This is a genomic window from Streptomyces sp. NPDC057002 (assembly GCF_042673825.1).
Lineage (GTDB): Bacteria > Actinomycetota > Actinomycetes > Streptomycetales > Streptomycetaceae > Streptomyces.
Map to the genome: position 1 here is coordinate 771,780 of NZ_JBHURZ010000005.1, position 15,322 is coordinate 787,101.

Here is a 15,322-nt window from a genome sequence, read left to right on the forward strand (position 1 = left end):
GCCGTAGTTCCCTGCTGAAGGTGCCGTGGTTCCCTGCTGATCGGGGCGCTCTCCTGTGCGGAGGGCGCCCCTTTCGCATGTCCGCCGCGAGGGCGTGACGGGAAACGTACTTGACCTGTGCACGTAATTCGGTGTGATCTCGGGTACGACATCGGCAACGCGTGTGGTCAACGGTGGCGGGGGATACGGGAGATGACCGAGTCGACCACGTCGGACCCGGTGGCCGAGGATGTCCTGGCGGCCGCGACCGTCCAGGTCTCGGGCACGGACGGGCGCATCGGCGGCCTGGGGGTGCTCATCGCGCCCACCCTGGTCCTGACCTGCGCCCATGTCGTACTGGACGCCCTGGGGCTGCCGACCGGGCGCGAGGAACCGCCCGAGGGCCCCGTACGCGTCGGCCTGGTCCTCCGCGGGGGCGAGGCCGGCGAAGCCGTCGTCCGCGACTGGGTGCCCGTGCGTGCGAACGGCACCGGGGACGTGGCCGTACTGTCCCTGGCCGGCCCGCTCTCCGAGGCCCGGCCGGTCGTCATGGTCGCGCCCCGGGACGTCTGGGACCACAAGGCCATCGTTTTCGGACTGCCGAGGGACGACACGGGCGGCGGCTGGCACACGGCCCGGCTGCGCGCCCGCACCGGCACCGGCCGCTTGCAGATGTCGCCGCAGGACGGCCAGTCGGACCCGGTCCAGCCCGGCTTCAGCGGCTCCGCCGTGTGGGACGACGACCTCGGTGCCGTGGTCGGCATCGTCGCCTCGATATCCCCGGCGCACCGGGGCCAGAGCTTCTGCATCCCGACCCGCACGGTCCTCGACGAGCTGCCGGACCTGGCCGAACTGCTCGCGCCCTCCTCCCCCTTCCCCGGGCTGCGCCCCTACACCGAGGAGCACAGCGCGCACTTCTTCGGCCGGGACGAGGACGTCACCGCGGTCGTCGACCTGCTGTGCCCGCGCGGCTCCCTGCCCGAGGGCTGTGTGACGCTGACCGGCCCCTCCGGCTCCGGCAAGTCCTCCCTCCTCATGGCCGGCGTACTGCCCCGCCTGAGGGAACAGGACGTCGAGGTCGTCACCCTGCGCGCGGAGGGCCGCCGCCCTGACGCCTCAGCGGTCCACGAGGCTCTGCGGACGCACAGGTCGGCACGCGGGCTCGTCCTGGCGCTCGACCAGTCGGAGGCGCTGCTGCTGCGCCCCGAGGAGGAGCTGCGCGCCCTGGTGGACGCGCTCCTCGACGTCTGCCGCCACCCCGGAGTCGCCGTCCTGGTGGCAGTGCGGACCGACTTCCAGGACGCGGCCCTGCGCCACCCGGAGCTGAGCCGGCTGGTCGGCGGCGCGCCCGCGCACCAACTGGGCCTGATGACGCGCGAGCAGCTCACCGAGGTGGTCCGGCTGCCGCTGCGGGCCTTCCCCGGTGTCGAGTACGACAGCGGACTGGCCGACCGCCTCATCGAGGACGCGGCGGGCCGCCCCGGAGCGCTGCCCCTGCTCGGATTCGTCCTGACCACCCTGTGGGATCGGCAGCTCGGCGGCCGGCTCCGCCTCGACGCCTACCGCGAACTGGGCGGCCTCGGCGGCGTGCTGAGCAGCAGGGCCGACTCGGCGTGGCAGCGGGCGCTGCGGGGTGCGTCGCCGGGCGCGGGGGCCGGGCTGCTGCGCGCTCTGATCCAGGTCCCGCCCGGCAGCGCCACGGCCCTGCGCGCCCGGCTCGCACGCCGCGACGCGGGCGAGGAGCGGTGGACCGTCGCCCGTGAGCTCACCGAGGCCCGGGTCCTGGTGGTGGGCGCGGACCCCGAGCGGGGCGAGACGGTCGAGCTGGCCCACGAGGCCCTCATCGAGCACTGGCAGCCCCTCGCGGAGCAGCTGGAAACCGACCGTACGTTCCTCACGTGGCGCGGCGAGCTGCGCTACGACCGGGCCCGCTGGTGGCGGGCCGGGCGGCCGGACGGGCTGCTGCTGGAGGACCCGGCGCTGTCGGCGGCGGAGCGGTGGCTCGCGGACCGGCGTGACGAACTCACGGAGGAGGACCGGGAGTACATCGAGGCGGGTGCCGGGCTGCGGGACCGCAAGGCGCGGGAGGCCGCGAGGTCCGAGCGTCGCAAGCGGTATCTGCGGATGCTGTGGGCGGTGGTCACGGTACTGGCCGTGGTGGCGGCGGCCGTGGTGTCCGTGCTTTACCTGAACCTGCTGACGGAGCAGCGGCGGCTGGCTTCGGATCGGTTGGCGCAGCAGGCGGCGAGTCTGGACAGCACGTCCCTGACCGCCTCTTCCCTGTACGCGGTCGGCGCGTATCGGGCGGAGGCCCGGCCCGAGGCCCGGTCGGCCTTGCTCGCGCAGTACCTGCGGTTGCAGGACGTGGAGCGGGTGGTGATGGAGGGGCGCAACGATGTCGAGGACGTGGCGCTGACGGACGACGGCTCGTACGCGTACGCCGTGCTGGCCAACGGCGCCTTCGTGCGGCTGAACCTGCGGGGGAAGCAACCGCCGGAACCCCGTTACTTCTCGAAACAGCTCGACACCGAGCGGATCGCCATTTCGGCCGACGGGCGGAGGGCGGCCCGGGCGAGCGACTGGGGGCTGATCTCCCTCGGGGTATCGGTCCCCTCCGACCCGGACAAGTTCCGGACCATTGCCCTGCGCAAGGGCGAGGCCGTCGAGAAGAACCCGCGCGCCCCCGACGACCTGCGCTTCGACGGGGACGGAAAGCGGATCCTCGCCGCGATCCCCGGCGAGGGCGTGCTCGTGTGGAACGCGGACGACGGCCGCCGCACGGGCCGGACCCTCGCCCCGCCGAAGGGCTGGGCAGCGGCACAGGCCTGGTTCGCCGCGGACGACACGGTCGTGGCGCGGATCGTGCCCACCGGCGCGGAAGCGGACGACCCGAAGGGCCGACTGGTCACCTGGGACCTGGGCAGCGGTTCGCTGCACCGCCCCTGGGACGAGCGCACCACCGCCTCCGCGACGGTCAGCGGCAACGGCCGCGTCCTGGTCACCTGTACCGAGCAGGGCTCGCTCGAAGCGTGGCGGCTGGGTTCCACACCCCGGCGTTTCCAGAGCTGGAACAACAGCGGCTTCCAGGGCCTGTGCCCGCTCTACGCGCCCCGGCTCGACGCCTCCGGCCGCTATCTGATCAATCCGACCGGGCGCATCGGCACCGACCTCGGCCGGATACGGTTCCTCGTCATCGATCTGGAGAAGGGCTGGCCGGCCACCTTCGACACCCCGGCCGCGGCTCCCGAGGACCAGAACATCACCGGCCGGGGGTTCGCTCCGGCGGTCGGCCTGGCCGGCCCTCCCGATGACCTGCGCGCTGTCGTCTCGGCCGGCGGGAGCATCGTCACCGTACGCGTCGAGCCGCCCACCTCCTTCGACACCAACTCCCTGGTCAACCGCATCCGCACACCGGACGGGCCGAGCGGCAGGATGGCGGTCGTGGACGCGGCCGGCACCGGACTCCAGCTGTGGAACCTGGCCGACCACCGGCTCCTCGCGACCGCGCGGCCGTCCCGGCCGCTGGCCCGCCTGTACGCGGCCTTCAGCCCGGACGGGCGACGGATGCTGACCGTCGCCGAGGACGAACGTACGGTCCTCGTCTGGCGGATCGACGGCAGTTCCCTGAAGGAGGAGCACGTCCTCGAGCTGCCCGCCCCGCCCGGCATCACGGCCTCCGGGCCGGACCCCGAAACGGGTCTCACCCCGTCCTGGATCAACCTGAGCTTCTCCGACAACGGCCATGCCGTGATCTCGGGGCTCTCGTACGTATCCCGCTGGCGGCTCGACACCGGCCGCATGGACGGCGAGATCTACCGGCCACCCGTCCAGGAGCGTGCCCAGCTCGCGAACGAGGCGGCCGGCACCTTCGCCACCGCCCTGCCCGGCAAAGCACAGGCGGTGGTGCGGACGGTGGCCGAGGTCGGCGTCTGGGACTTCACCACCGGCGAGTTCAAGAGGTGGATCGGGAGGGAGGACGACGAACGTTCGATCCGGTCGTTCGCGCTCTCCCCCGACGGCAAAGTGATCGCCCTGCAGTACGCCGGCGGCCGAGTGGACCTGTGGGACGTCGAGAAGAAGCGGTACCTCCCCGAACTCACCTACAGCGGCGTCTACTACCTCGGCCGCTTCCTCGGCGACCGCCTCCTCCACACCACCACCGCCGCCGGCGAACAGGTCGTCTGGGACGTGGCGGACCGTCAGGACACCTACCGCTACTACGTGGGCTACGGCTCGGTGCTGTCCCCGAGCACCGACGGCACATCGCTCACGATCGTCGACGGTTCACGCACCTCGACCATCCCCCTCGCCCCCGAACGCTGGATGGACCGGCTCTGCTCCCTCGCACAGCGGGAGCTGAGCGAGGCCGAGAGGGACCTGGCCGTCGACCCGGACCAGGTCGACGACGTCTGCCCGGACCTCTAGGAGCTGGCCTTGGTCAGCTTCAGTGCGTAGTCCGACCACCACTGGCCCGCCTTCGGGCCGCCCTTGCACTCGCCGTCCGACTCCCCCGGCCGCTTGACCCAGAGGTACGCGTCGACCAGCGGGTCGGCCGTCTTCGTCGTGGGCGTCTCGCCCAGCGCGCGGCCCGGCGGGTTGCACCAGCGCTCGTCCGGGTTGCCCTGGGTGTAGGGGCCCTTGCCGTTGCGGCTGGTGTCGATGACGAAGTGCTTGCCCCCGACCTTGGCGGAGAGCTGCTTGCCGTAGGCGATGGACTCGTCGGTGGAGTAGAAGTTGGAGACGTTGACCGAGAAACCGTCGGCCTGTTCGATGCCGGCCCTGTTCATCGACTCGAAGATCTGGTCCGGGTTCCCCCAGCCGGCGTTGCCCGAGTCCAGGTACACCTTCGTGTTCTTCAGCGACTTCAGCTTGGCGACGGCACCCTTGAGGAGGTCGTAGCGCTCCTCGTGGAACTGCTCCGGAGTGCAGCCGTCGACGAGGTGCAGCAGGGCGTCCGGTTCCAGGATGACCGTGGCCGACCGGTCGCCGATGCCCTCCGCGACGCCGTCGAGCCATTCGCGGTAGGCGTTGCCGTCGGCGGCGCCGCCCTGCGAGTACTGGCCGCAGTCGCGGTGCGGGATGTTGTAGAGCACGAGCAGCGCCGTACGGCCGGCCTTGTCGGCGGCCTCGGTGAAGCCCTGGGTCTGTTCCCTCGGGTTGTCCGGGCCGACCCACTCGGCGACGGGCTGCTCGGCGATCTTGCGGATCTGCTCGGCTTCCTGCTTCTTGCCGGACTTCTCCAGCGCGGCGACCTGCTGTGCCGCGGTGCCGTCCGGGTTGACCCAGAAGGGCGCCTTTTCCTTGGGCTGTTGGGTGATCCCGGCGCCGGCGTCCGCGCCGCCGTCCGATCCGTCTCCTCCGTCGGAGGAGGAACACCCCGTGATCAGCAGTGCCGCCCCCAGCACCACTGCGGACATCCGCCTCCCGGCGGTCGTCCCGGCCCCCCTGCTGCCGTACATCCAACTCCCCCTTGGGTGCACCATTCCAAGCCTCAATCCTGACATACGTCCCGCGACACCTAGGCCTGGGCGTCCCTTTGGTTCTACAGTCTTCATCAGCACGACCCGGCCTCCGGCCAGAGTTTCACCCACCGTGGCTCCCGTGGCCTCCCGCGCAGTTCGCCGGGTTACTCCCGCAGCCCGTGCGCGCGTGGTCGAGGACCGGCCCGGTCGTCGACTTCAGGGGGAGCGGGTCGTCGGCCGGGTTGGGTGGAGGCCTGATCAAAGTCCCGTACCGGTGAGGTACGCCGACACCACGACGTTCGCCGTGTAGCTGCCGGTCGTACGGTCGAAGCTGCCGCCGCAGGTGACCAGCCGCAGTTCGGCCCGGCCCGAGCGGCGGGGACCGTAGGCCTGGTGGGCGTCGAAGCGGTCGCGGGTGAGGACCTGGACGGACTCGACGGTGAACTCGGCGACCTTGGCGTCGGCCCGGATCACCCGGATCGTCTGGCCCGGCCGCAGGGCGCTGACCTTGTAGAAGACGGCGGGCCGGGTCTCGCTGTCGACGTGCCCGACCAGCAGCGCGGTCCCCGGCGCCCCGGGCGCCGCCCCGCCCGCGTACCAGCCGACCACGCCCGGCTGGTCGTACGGCGGCGGATCGAGCGCCCCGCGCCGGTCCAGGCCGCGCGCCACCACCGGTGCCTGGACGCCGATGCCGGGGATGTCGACGCGCTGCGGCAGCGCGTCGCCGAGCGGGCGGTGCGCGGGGGGCAGTTTCACGTCCGGGGGGCGTCCGGCCGCGGCCATGTCGCCCGTGGTGGGCGCGGAGATGCCGTGCCGTACGTCGGTCACCTCGCGGCCCCAGAGCCAGAGCCCGAGCAGCAGCACCACCCAGGCCACGCCGGCCAGCAGACGGCCGGTGCCCGAGGGGCGTCTGCGCACCCGGTCCATGTCGAGGTCGGACATGGTCAGTCCGTTCCGCGCTTCCGGCGGACACTGTCCAGCGCGACGGCCACCGCGGCCACTCCCGCGAGGACCAGGCCGATCACGCCCTGCGCGGCGCCGGGCCCGGCGCCACCGTCCTCGGCGGCGACGAGGTGGGCGGCGCCGCCACCGCCGGCCTCGACGGGAGCGACGGGCGAGGCGTGCGCGCCCGGCCGCCGGGAGGCGGAGAACCGGTCTTCGTCTTCCGTCCCGGGGTCGAGCTTGGGCTCAAGCTCGGACTCGGGCTCGGGCTCGGGTGATGGCTTGCCGCCCTCGGGCAGGGGCTGCCGCCCGCCCGTCCCCGGTGCGGGTGGCTGCCCGGCGGCCCCGGTCGCGCCCCTGGGCGCGGACGGGCCCGCACTCTCCGGGCTCTCGCGGCTCTCCCGATTCTCCCTGACGGTGAACGTGCTGGTCCGTTCGGCGCCCCCGCAGGTGATCTTCACGGTGTACGTCCCCGCCTTGAGCGTGGAGGGCACGCGGCTCTCGCCGACGAGTTCACCGCCGGTGACCGTGAGCGGGGCGTCCGCGACGAACGCCGCCGAGGCGGCGACGGCCGTCCGCGCCGCGCAGCCGGTCACGCGAAGCGCGACGTCACCGCCGGGTGCGGGGGTCGCCGGGGTCACCGAGACGCCCCCCGGGTCCGCCGCGAACGCCGCCGGGGTGAGGGCGGCCGCGACCAGGACGCTCGTACAGAGAGTGAACCTCAGGGAACCCATCGTGAACCTCCAGATGCCTGGAGCCTCCCCCGCAGGGTGGGTCGCCGCATCCTCAGGGACGCGGCGACTGCTCCGAACGGGTGGCGACGGGTTTGGGTGCCGCCCTTGCGGGCCCCGGCCGGCTAGACCCGGTCGACGAGGTCCGCGATGGAGTCCAGGACCTGCGAGGGCCGGTACGGGAAGTCCTCGACCTGGTCGGGCCGGGTCAGGCCGGTGAGCACCAGGAACGTCTGCATCCCGGCCTCCATGCCGGCCAGCACGTCGGTGTCCATGCGGTCGCCGATCATCGCGCTGGACTCGGAGTGCGCCCCGATGGCGTTCAGCCCGGTCCGCATCATCAGGGGGTTCGGCTTGCCCGCGAAGTACGGCTTCTTGCCGGTCGCCTGGGTGATCAGCGCCGCCACCGCGCCGGTCGCCGGCAGCGGGCCCTCGGTGGAGGGACCGGTCTCGTCGGGGTTGGTGCAGATGAAGCGGGCGCCGCCCAGGATGAGCCGCACCGCCTTCGTCATGGCTTCGAAGGAGTACGTGCGGGTCTCGCCGAGCACGACGTAGTCCGGCTCGTGGTCGGTCAGGATGTAGCCGATGTCGTGCAGCGCGGTGGTCAGGCCCGCCTCGCCGATGACGTACGCCGATCCGCCCGGCCGCTGGTCGTCCAGGAACTGGGCGGTGGCCAGGGCCGAGGTCCAGATGCTCTCGATCGGCACGTCCAGGCCCATGCGGCGCAGCCGGGCGTGCAGGTCGCGCGGGGTGTACATCGAGTTGTTGGTGAGGACCAGGAAGGGCTTCCCCGACTCACGCAGCTTCTTCAGGAAGGCGTCGGCGCCGGGGATCGGTACGCCCTCGTGGATGAGCACACCGTCCATGTCGGTGAGCCACGACTCGATGGGCTTGCGGTCTGCCATGTGCGGGATCTCCTGCCGTACGCGTCCGGTCCAGCGTGCGACCCAGCCTAAACAGTGGCCGGATCATGTGGAATGGGCCGGTCACGGCGTCCCGAGGGGCGGGACGGCGCAGAGCCCCGCGCCCCGGGACGGCTGCCTCAGCGGCGGCGGCGCGCCAGGAGCAGCATCCCGCCCCCGGTCAGCAGCAGCGCCGCGGCGGCCGCGGCGACCCGGACGCCGATTCCGGTGCGGGCGAGTTCCTCGGCGAACGGGAAGCGGTCCTCGCGGGGCGGGACCGAGGACTCCGGCTCCGGCTCGGTCTCCGGCTGGGAGTCGGTGCCGCCGTCGATCTCCCCGTCACCGCCGTCGACCGGGGCATCACTCGCGATGCCGAACCGGTAGTCGTTGGACTGCCCGACCCAGTCGCCGTCGTCGTCGTGCCGCTGTACGACGGCGGCGTTGGCGGTGACGTCGTTGGGCACGGCGTCCGAGGTGATCGCGAGCCGTACCCTCACGGTGACGGTCCTGCCCGGCTCGACGGTGAACCCGGCGAACCGGTTCTCGTCGTCGGCCAGCGCCCCGACGAGCTCGTCCTCACCGGTCTTCTCGAACCGCACGGTGTGGGACCGCGCCCCCTCGAAGAACTCCAGCCGGGGCTGGGACGGCTCCAGGGCCCGCTTGTCGTCCACGAGCACGACGACGGGATGGATCCCGGTGCAGGTCCGGTCGGTCGTGTTGGTCAGGTCGAGGTACCAGGTCCCGAACCCGCCCCCGGCCGCGTAGGCGTCCGGGCCGCCATGGAGGCGGGTGGTGAGCGGGAAGGTGTGGTCGTCGGGCGCGGCACAGGCGGGCGCCGGATCGTCCGCGTACGCCGGGTGAGCACCGGGGAGCAGGACGGCGGCTGCCGCCGCCAGGCAGAGGTGAGCGGGCGTGCAGAGTCGCATGGACATGTGACATTGCCGGATGCGGGCGATCGCGAGCGACACGGCCCGCAACGGCCCCCGAACGGCGGTGCGAAACCGCCCGGTCGGCGGACAGCCGGCCCCCGGGAGCGGGTCTCAGGCGCTTCCGCTCCCCCCTCCGGCACGGAGCATGCGTACGACGGCCGCGTTGCCGGCGCACCGCTGGGCGTGCCGGAGATGCTCGACGACCTTGGGGTCGGGTGGTTTCTGCGCCGGCGGCACCAGCGGCCCTTCTCAGCGGCGCAGGGTCAGCGTGAGCGTCGCGCCCAGGAAGCCGTTGCCGGCGGAGGCGGTCCAGCCCTCGTGCCACGTCCGGCCGGTCTCCTTGCCGTACATCCGGAAGTACCAGAGGGGATCGTTGCGGTCGAGGGTGCTCATGCTGTCGGCGTGCTGTTCGCGCGCGTAGTTCTCCATGGTGATGTAGTCGCTGCCGCTCACGGCGACCACACCGCCGTAGTGGTAGTCCATGTGGTCGTCGGCGCCTTCGCGGCGGGCCTGCGCACGCGTTTCGTGCTGCTCGGCGTCGGGCCGGGCCATGGTCACCATTCCGTCGCCGACCCTGGGGATGGCGGCGTGCTGGTTGGCCTCCAGGTCCTGAAGCACCCGTTCGGCGTTCTCGGGGGACTCCCGGACCAGCTGCTGGAAGCGACCGCTCATACCGAAGGTGATCCGGTCGTATCCGGCCGGGTCGCCGCCGTCGATGGCCTCCTGGAACTTCCCCTGCCAGCTGCCCCCGGGCTCCATACGCGCGAGGAACTTCTCGATCGTCTCCCAGTAGCGGTTGTCCGCCTCGCGGTACATGGACTGCTTCCCGGTCACCCATCCGATCATGTCGTTGCAGCGCTGCGGCGTGAGGACGTCGAGGCCCTTGGTCTTCTCGCCGCCCTTCTCCTTGCGGTACTTGGGCTCCACCTCGTGGAGGACGACCTTGCGGCCCGATCCCTCGATGGTCAGGGTCCTGCCGGTCTTCGACAGCGAGAGCCCGCGCTTCTGGCCGGCGCCGGGGAGGTTCTTGATGGACGCGCTGAGCTGTTTGTCGGTGGCGAAGAAGTTCTTCGGTTCCTTGCCGTCGCCGGCGTGTTCCACGGCCAGGTCGAAATTGTCCGACACGGCGAGGTCCACCTCGCCCGCATAGACGAGGTGCGGCTTGGGCGGCGCGTAACGGGAGCGCTCGTCGTACCAGCTGCCCTGCTCGTTGGTGTCCTGGCCCACGAAGAAGTCGTCGGAGTCGGGCTGCTTCTTGGGGTACTCCGTGGAGCCGGCCTTGATGACGTGGAGGCGCTGGACCGCCGCACCGTCGCCGCCGCAGCCGTCCCCGTCCGCGCAGCCGGCGGCCGCGGCCTTCTGGGTGCCGGCGGCGGTGCGCTGCACGGGTGCCGGCCCGCTCATGACCCGGTCCGCCTTCGTCTCCGCGTGGCGTTCGCCCGGGTCGCCCGGGGCGGACATGCTCATGCCCGCGCCGTTGTTCGTGCCCGGTACGGGTCCTGCCTGCTGGTCCTCGAAGTGGGCCAGCTCGTGCGCCCAGTCCTTCTTGGTCATCCCGCCGCCGTCGACGACATGGCGACCGCTGGTGAACGCCTTGGCGTCCAGGACCGCCGCCGACTCGCGTGCCTGGGGCCCGTCGTGCACGAGGACGCCGCTGAAGTCCGTCCCGCCGAAGCGCTGCTCCATCTCGGAGCGCAGGCCCGGCTCCATGGGCCTGGCCGGGGAACCGAGGGCCCGGTCGAGGGCGGCCCGCTGCACCTGGGCGTGCTCGGCCTCAGGCGCTGCCTCATGGGTGTCGTGGCCCGCCCCGGCCACGCGCTGCACATGCCGGATCCAGGCCGCGCTCAGCGGTGACGCCGGTGGCCTGGCGGAGGATCCGCCCGCCGCCCGGCCGACCGCACCGGCATGCCCTTGGTGGAAGGCCCGCATGTCTTCTCCTTCTCCCCGGAACCGGACAGCCGATCAACCGATGAACCGATCTACGTCTACCGAAAGCGCCGCGGGATGAAAATGCCCGTACGCGCACACCTGGGGGCAGTGTCCGAGGCCCGGAAGGCCCTGCCGCCCTAGCGGCGCCCCAGGGCCTTCGCGCGCGAGTGGGACCAGCCGGTCAGGAGGACACCGGCGGCGTCCGGCTCCTCGTCGACGACGGTGAGCGGGGGCTGCTGGGCGGACCAGCAGCACCATGCCTCGGGGTTACCACCTGGCACGGCTCTTCCCCGCCGAGGGCTCGATCCGCCCCCGTTCCCGTCACCCGCCCCCACGCCCGAACACCGGCCCCAGCACCAGCTGAGCCGCCCCCACCGCCACGACTCGCCCGCCCCCGGGGGCGACCCGCACCGGCACGGCCTCCTGGCCCGTCCGCCGGGCCCAGGCCTCCAGTACCGCCCCGACTCCCCGCACGAACGCCTCCGGAGCCGTGGCCACCGTACGGCCGCCGAGCAGGACGACGTCGATGTCGAGCAGGCCCACCAGGTTCGCCGCCCCGGCACCCAGGACCCGGGCCGCCTCCCCCATGTCGCCACGCGCCACCGCCCCTAGGCACAGCGCCTCGACGCAGCCGCGGTCGCCACAGGTGCAGGGCGGGCCGTCCAGCTGGATCACCTGGTGGCCGAACTCCCCCGCCCCGGTCCTGGCCCCCCGGTGCACGGTCCCGCCGATCACGAGACCGGCGCCCAGCCCCGTGCCGAGGTGCAGATAGGCGAAGGAGCCGCCCTCGCCCCCGGCGGCCAGGCCCAGCGCCGCCGCGTTGGTGTCCTTGTCGACCACCACCGGCACCCCGAGCCGCTCCGCCAGCGCCTCGCGCAACGGAAAGCCGTCCCACTCGGGGAATCCGGTCACCCGATGCAGCACCCCCCGCCCGTGATCGAGCGGCCCGGGCAACGCGACACCGACCCCGAGCAGGGACCCGGCCCGGCCGAGCGGCGTGGAGACCGACGCCTGGCCCACAGCGTCCCGGGCGGACCCCGCCCCGGCCGGCCGGGCCTCACCAACCGCCTCCGGCGCGAACTCCGGCCCGGGCAGGGAATCCGCCCGGCCTAGCGGCCCGGAGGCCGACGCCTGATCCGCCGCATCCCCGGCGGACCCCGCCGCCCCGCCAGCCGCCTCCCGCGCGACCTCCGCCCCGAGCAGAGAATCCGCCCGCGCGAGCGGCCCGGCAGGCAGCACCCCTTCCGACCGGGCCTCGCCAACCGCCCCCCGCACGGCCCCCGCCCCGAGCACGGAATCCGTCCGGGCAAGCGACCCGGCAGGCAGCACCCCGGCCACCGTCTCCCGCACCGCTTCCGTCACCGCCGTCAGCACGGCCGGGGCCCCGGCCCCGAGGTCCAGCGGGGCCCGCCGCTCCCCCACCACGGTCCCCCGCAGATCCACCAGCACGACCCGCACCTCGTCCCGGTCCAGATGGACCCCCACCGCGTGCCCCGCCTCGGGCACCAGCCGTAGCACCGTCCGCGGCTTGCCCCCCGTAGAGGCACGCCGGCCGGCCTCCGCCGCGAGGCCGGCCTCCCGCAGCCGGGCCGTGATCTTGCTGACCGCCTGCGGGGTGAGCCCGGTCCGCTCGGCGAGTTCGAGCCGGCTGATGCCGTCGGCCCCGGCCGTCCGCAGCAGGTCGAGCACCAGCGCGGCGTTGTGACCACGCAACACGAGCAGGTTCACCCCGCCTCCGGTGCCACGCATGCCGCCCATCCCGCCCGTACGGTCGTCCGCCCTGTTCACGCCCCCATTGTCCCCGGCGCTTGCACTTTGGCAACAGCGTTGCGAAAGTGGCACCATGACTGGCACACCCCTCGGCACGGGCCCCGGCACAGCCCCCGGCTCGCCCCTCCGCGTCGGCCTCGTCGGCTACGGCCTCGCCGGCTCCGTCTTCCACGCCCCGCTGATCGCCGCGACCGAGGGCCTCACCCTCGACACGGTGGTCACCTCGAACCCCGAACGGCAGCAGCAGGCCCGTGCCGAGTTCCCGGACGTACGCTTCGCCGCCACCCCGGACGAGCTGTTCGACCGGGCCGCCGAGCTGGACCTGATCGTCATCGCGTCCCCGAACAAGACGCATGTGCCGCTCGCCACCACCGCCCTCAAGGCCGGCCTGCCGGTCGTGGTCGACAAGCCCGTCGCGGGCACGGCGGCCGAGGCCCGCGAGCTGGCCGCCCTCGCCGAGGAGCGCGGCCTGCTCCTCTCCGTCTTCCAGAACCGCCGCTGGGACAACGACTTCCTCACCCTGCGCAAGCTGCTGAGCGAGGGCGAGCTGGGCGACGTCTGGCGCTTCGAGTCCCGCTTCGAGCGCTGGCGCCCGCAACTGAAGGGCGGCTGGCGGGAGTCCGGCGACCCCGCAGAGATCGGAGGTCTGCTCTACGACCTCGGCAGCCATGTCGTCGACCAGGCCCTGGCCCTCTTCGGCCCGGCGGCCTCCGTCTACGCGGAGTCGGACATCCGCCGCGCGGGCGCCGAGACGGACGACGACACGTTCATCGCGATCACGCACACGAACGGCGTCCGCTCCCACCTCTACGTCTCCGCGACGACCGCCCAGCTCGGCCCCCGCTTCCGCGTCCTGGGCTCCACCGCCGGCTACGTCAAGTACGGCCTCGACCCCCAGGAGGCGGCACTCCGGGACGGCCTGCGCCCCGGGCCCGGCTGGGGCGTCGAGCCCGAGTCGGAGTGGGGCCGCGTGGGCTCCGGCGAGTCCCCCGTAACAGGCGGCGGCCGCCCCGAACCGACCCTCCCCGGGGACTACCCCGCTTACTATGCGGCCGTGGCGAAGGCCCTGCTGGAGGGCGGCCCCAACCCGGTGACCGCGCTGGAGGCGGCCGCCGCCCTGGACGTACTGGAGGCCGCGCGCCGTTCGGCCCGCGAGAAGGTGACGGTGACGCTGTGACGCACAAGAGCTCGCACAACCCTTCGCACCACCAGGAACTCGGCCCCAAGTTCCAGCCGGAGCTCACCCCGAGCCTGGAGGAACTGGAGACACAGGAACGCCGCCTGGTCTTCCGCCAGTTCGGCTACGACGACGCCTGGGCGCTCGGCTCGCTCCTCGTCGAACTGGCCCGGGAGCGGCAGGCCCCGCTCGCCATCGACATCCACCGCGCCGGCCAGCAGCTCTTCCACGCGGCACTGCCCGGCTCCACCCCGGACAACGACGCCTGGATCGCCCGCAAGCGCCGGGTCGTCGAACGCTACGGCTCCGCCTCCTACCTGGTGGGCGCCCGCTTCCGCGCCAAGGGCACGACGTTCGAGGAGTCCTCGCGCCTCGACCCCGACACCTATGCGGCACACGGCGGCTCCTTCCCGATCACCGTCGAGGGCGTGGGCGTGATCGGCGCGGTGACGGTGTCCGGGCTGCCCCAGCTCCAGGACCACCGCTTCGTGGTGGAGGCGCTGGAGGAGTTCCTGAGCAAGGACCGGTAGCGAGCCGGAATGAGCGGGCCGGAATGAGCGGGGAGTCCCTCTGGTTGGCACCGCCGTACGCGTGATCAGAAACGGCGCCCACCCGGAGGGATCGCAACCGATGACCACCGCTCTGAAGGAAACCGTCGGCCGGTACGGCATCTGGAGCGTAGACCTGCGCTCGGAGGACCCGGACCGGCGCGGCGAACTCGCCGAGGCCGCCGCCGAACTGGAGGAACTCGGCTACGGCGCCGTCTGGCTGGGCGGCAACAGCTCCGCCGCCAACGCCGCCCCGCTGATCGAGGCGACCTCCCGGCTCACCGTCGGCACCAGCATCCAGAGCATCTGGCAGCACGAGGCGGACGCCACCGCCGCGAGCTTCGCCGAGCTGGAGGCCGCCCACCCCGGCCGTTTCCTGCTGGGCCTCGGCGTCAGCCACGCCAAGCTGGCGGAGCAGTACCGCCGCCCGTACTCGGCCCTCGTCGCCTACCTGGACGGCCTGGACGCCGCCGGGCTGCCCGCGGACCGCCGGGTCCTGGCCGCCCTCGGCCCGAAGAGCCTGAAGCTGACGCGCGACCGTTCCGCCGGCGCGATCCCCTACCTGGTCACCCCTGAGCACACCGCCCACGCCCGCGAACTCCTCGGCGAAGGCCCCCTGCTCGCCCCCGAACTGGGCGTGGTCCCGGAGACGGACCCGACCCGCGCCCGCACCCTGGCCCGCGAGTTCATCAGCTTCTACCTCTCGCTGCCGAACTACACCAACAACTTCCTCCGCCACGGATTCACCGAGGAAGACCTGCGCGACGGCGGCAGCGACCGCCTCATCGACGCCCTGTTCGCCTGGGGCGACGAGACGGCGATCCGCGCCAAGATCGACACATTCTTCGAGGCGGGCGCGGACCACCTCGCCCTCCAACTGATCGACGACTCCCCGAAGGACACCCTCCCGAGGAAGGCGTGGCGCGACTTGGCCTCAGTGCTCAACTGACCCT

General features: G+C 72.8%; 12 protein-coding genes. 4 read left to right on the forward strand and 8 right to left on the reverse strand.

The genetic code is table 11. The features are described 5' to 3' along the window. The first annotated feature begins 192 nt into the window (after positions 1-192). The gene (locus ACFT32_RS27675; protein WP_382494429.1) at positions 193-4,404 is read left to right on the forward strand and encodes a trypsin-like peptidase domain-containing protein; all 4,212 of its coding nucleotides are present in this window, start codon (positions 193-195) and stop codon (positions 4,402-4,404) included. Here ACFT32_RS27675 and ACFT32_RS27680 read toward each other — a convergent pair. The 8 genes from ACFT32_RS27680 to ACFT32_RS27715 form a co-directional block, all read right to left on the reverse strand. Then, entirely contained in the window at positions 4,401-5,438 is a 1,038-nt protein-coding gene (locus ACFT32_RS27680) for a glycoside hydrolase family 6 protein (protein WP_382494431.1), read from the reverse strand. The genes ACFT32_RS27675 and ACFT32_RS27680 overlap by 4 nt on opposite strands. Positions 5,439-5,699: 261 nt before the next feature. After that, the gene (locus ACFT32_RS27685; RefSeq protein ID WP_382494434.1) at positions 5,700-6,383 is read right to left on the reverse strand and encodes a class F sortase; all 684 of its coding nucleotides are present in this window, start codon (positions 6,381-6,383) and stop codon (positions 5,700-5,702) included. Positions 6,384-6,385: 2 nt separating this feature from the next. Then, complete coding sequence (locus ACFT32_RS27690; RefSeq protein WP_382494437.1) at positions 6,386-7,117, reverse strand: hypothetical protein; 732 nt, start codon at positions 7,115-7,117, stop codon at positions 6,386-6,388. A 122-nt stretch (positions 7,118-7,239) separates the two neighbouring features. Then, positions 7,240-8,019, reverse strand: coding sequence for an HAD-IIA family hydrolase (locus tag ACFT32_RS27695; protein ID WP_193478283.1), 780 nt, complete (start codon positions 8,017-8,019; stop codon positions 7,240-7,242). Positions 8,020-8,156: 137 nt separating this feature from the next. Continuing rightward, positions 8,157-8,948: a hypothetical protein gene (locus ACFT32_RS27700; protein WP_382494441.1), complete on the reverse strand. Its 792-nt coding sequence runs from the start codon at positions 8,946-8,948 to the stop codon at positions 8,157-8,159. Positions 8,949-9,194: 246 nt separating this feature from the next. Next, positions 9,195-10,874 carry a DUF4157 domain-containing protein gene (locus ACFT32_RS27705; RefSeq protein WP_382494443.1) on the reverse strand — a complete coding sequence of 560 codons (1,680 nt, stop codon included), beginning with the start codon at positions 10,872-10,874 and terminating at the stop codon, positions 9,195-9,197. Positions 10,875-11,011: 137 nt separating this feature from the next. Next, positions 11,012-11,155, reverse strand: a complete 144-nt coding sequence (locus ACFT32_RS27710; protein ID WP_382494446.1) for a hypothetical protein — start codon at positions 11,153-11,155, stop codon at positions 11,012-11,014. A gap of 40 nt (positions 11,156-11,195) precedes the next feature. Further along, positions 11,196-12,623, reverse strand: coding sequence for an ROK family protein (locus tag ACFT32_RS27715; protein WP_382494677.1), 1,428 nt, complete (start codon positions 12,621-12,623; stop codon positions 11,196-11,198). 94 nt (positions 12,624-12,717) lie between these two features. Here ACFT32_RS27715 and ACFT32_RS27720 point away from each other — a divergent pair, with 94 nt between their 5' ends. From ACFT32_RS27720 to ACFT32_RS27730, 3 genes are all read left to right on the forward strand, one after another. Beyond that, entirely contained in the window at positions 12,718-13,821 is a 1,104-nt protein-coding gene (locus ACFT32_RS27720) for a Gfo/Idh/MocA family oxidoreductase (protein ID WP_382494449.1), read from the forward strand. Beyond that, positions 13,818-14,351 carry a heme-degrading domain-containing protein gene (locus tag ACFT32_RS27725; RefSeq protein ID WP_382494450.1) on the forward strand — a complete coding sequence of 178 codons (534 nt, stop codon included), beginning with the start codon at positions 13,818-13,820 and terminating at the stop codon, positions 14,349-14,351. The genes ACFT32_RS27720 and ACFT32_RS27725 overlap by 4 nt, the downstream gene beginning before the upstream one ends. Before the next feature lie 100 nt (positions 14,352-14,451). Further along, the gene (locus ACFT32_RS27730; protein WP_382494453.1) at positions 14,452-15,318 is read left to right on the forward strand and encodes an LLM class F420-dependent oxidoreductase; all 867 of its coding nucleotides are present in this window, start codon (positions 14,452-14,454) and stop codon (positions 15,316-15,318) included. The last annotated feature ends 4 nt before the right edge of the window (positions 15,319-15,322 follow it).

Coding starts and splice junctions, on each gene's coding strand:
- ACFT32_RS27675 (WP_382494429.1), top strand. CDS start 193: ATGACCGAGTCGACCACGTCGGACCCGGTGGCCGAGGATGTCCTGGCG.
- ACFT32_RS27680 (WP_382494431.1), bottom strand. CDS start 5,438: ATGTACGGCAGCAGGGGGGCCGGGACGACCGCCGGGAGGCGGATGTCC.
- ACFT32_RS27685 (WP_382494434.1), bottom strand. CDS start 6,383: ATGTCCGACCTCGACATGGACCGGGTGCGCAGACGCCCCTCGGGCACC.
- ACFT32_RS27690 (WP_382494437.1), bottom strand. CDS start 7,117: ATGGGTTCCCTGAGGTTCACTCTCTGTACGAGCGTCCTGGTCGCGGCC.
- ACFT32_RS27695 (WP_193478283.1), bottom strand. CDS start 8,019: ATGGCAGACCGCAAGCCCATCGAGTCGTGGCTCACCGACATGGACGGT.
- ACFT32_RS27700 (WP_382494441.1), bottom strand. CDS start 8,948: ATGTCCATGCGACTCTGCACGCCCGCTCACCTCTGCCTGGCGGCGGCA.
- ACFT32_RS27705 (WP_382494443.1), bottom strand. CDS start 10,874: ATGCGGGCCTTCCACCAAGGGCATGCCGGTGCGGTCGGCCGGGCGGCG.
- ACFT32_RS27715 (WP_382494677.1), bottom strand. CDS start 12,623: ATGCGTGGCACCGGAGGCGGGGTGAACCTGCTCGTGTTGCGTGGTCAC.
- ACFT32_RS27720 (WP_382494449.1), top strand. CDS start 12,718: ATGACTGGCACACCCCTCGGCACGGGCCCCGGCACAGCCCCCGGCTCG.
- ACFT32_RS27730 (WP_382494453.1), top strand. CDS start 14,452: ATGACCACCGCTCTGAAGGAAACCGTCGGCCGGTACGGCATCTGGAGC.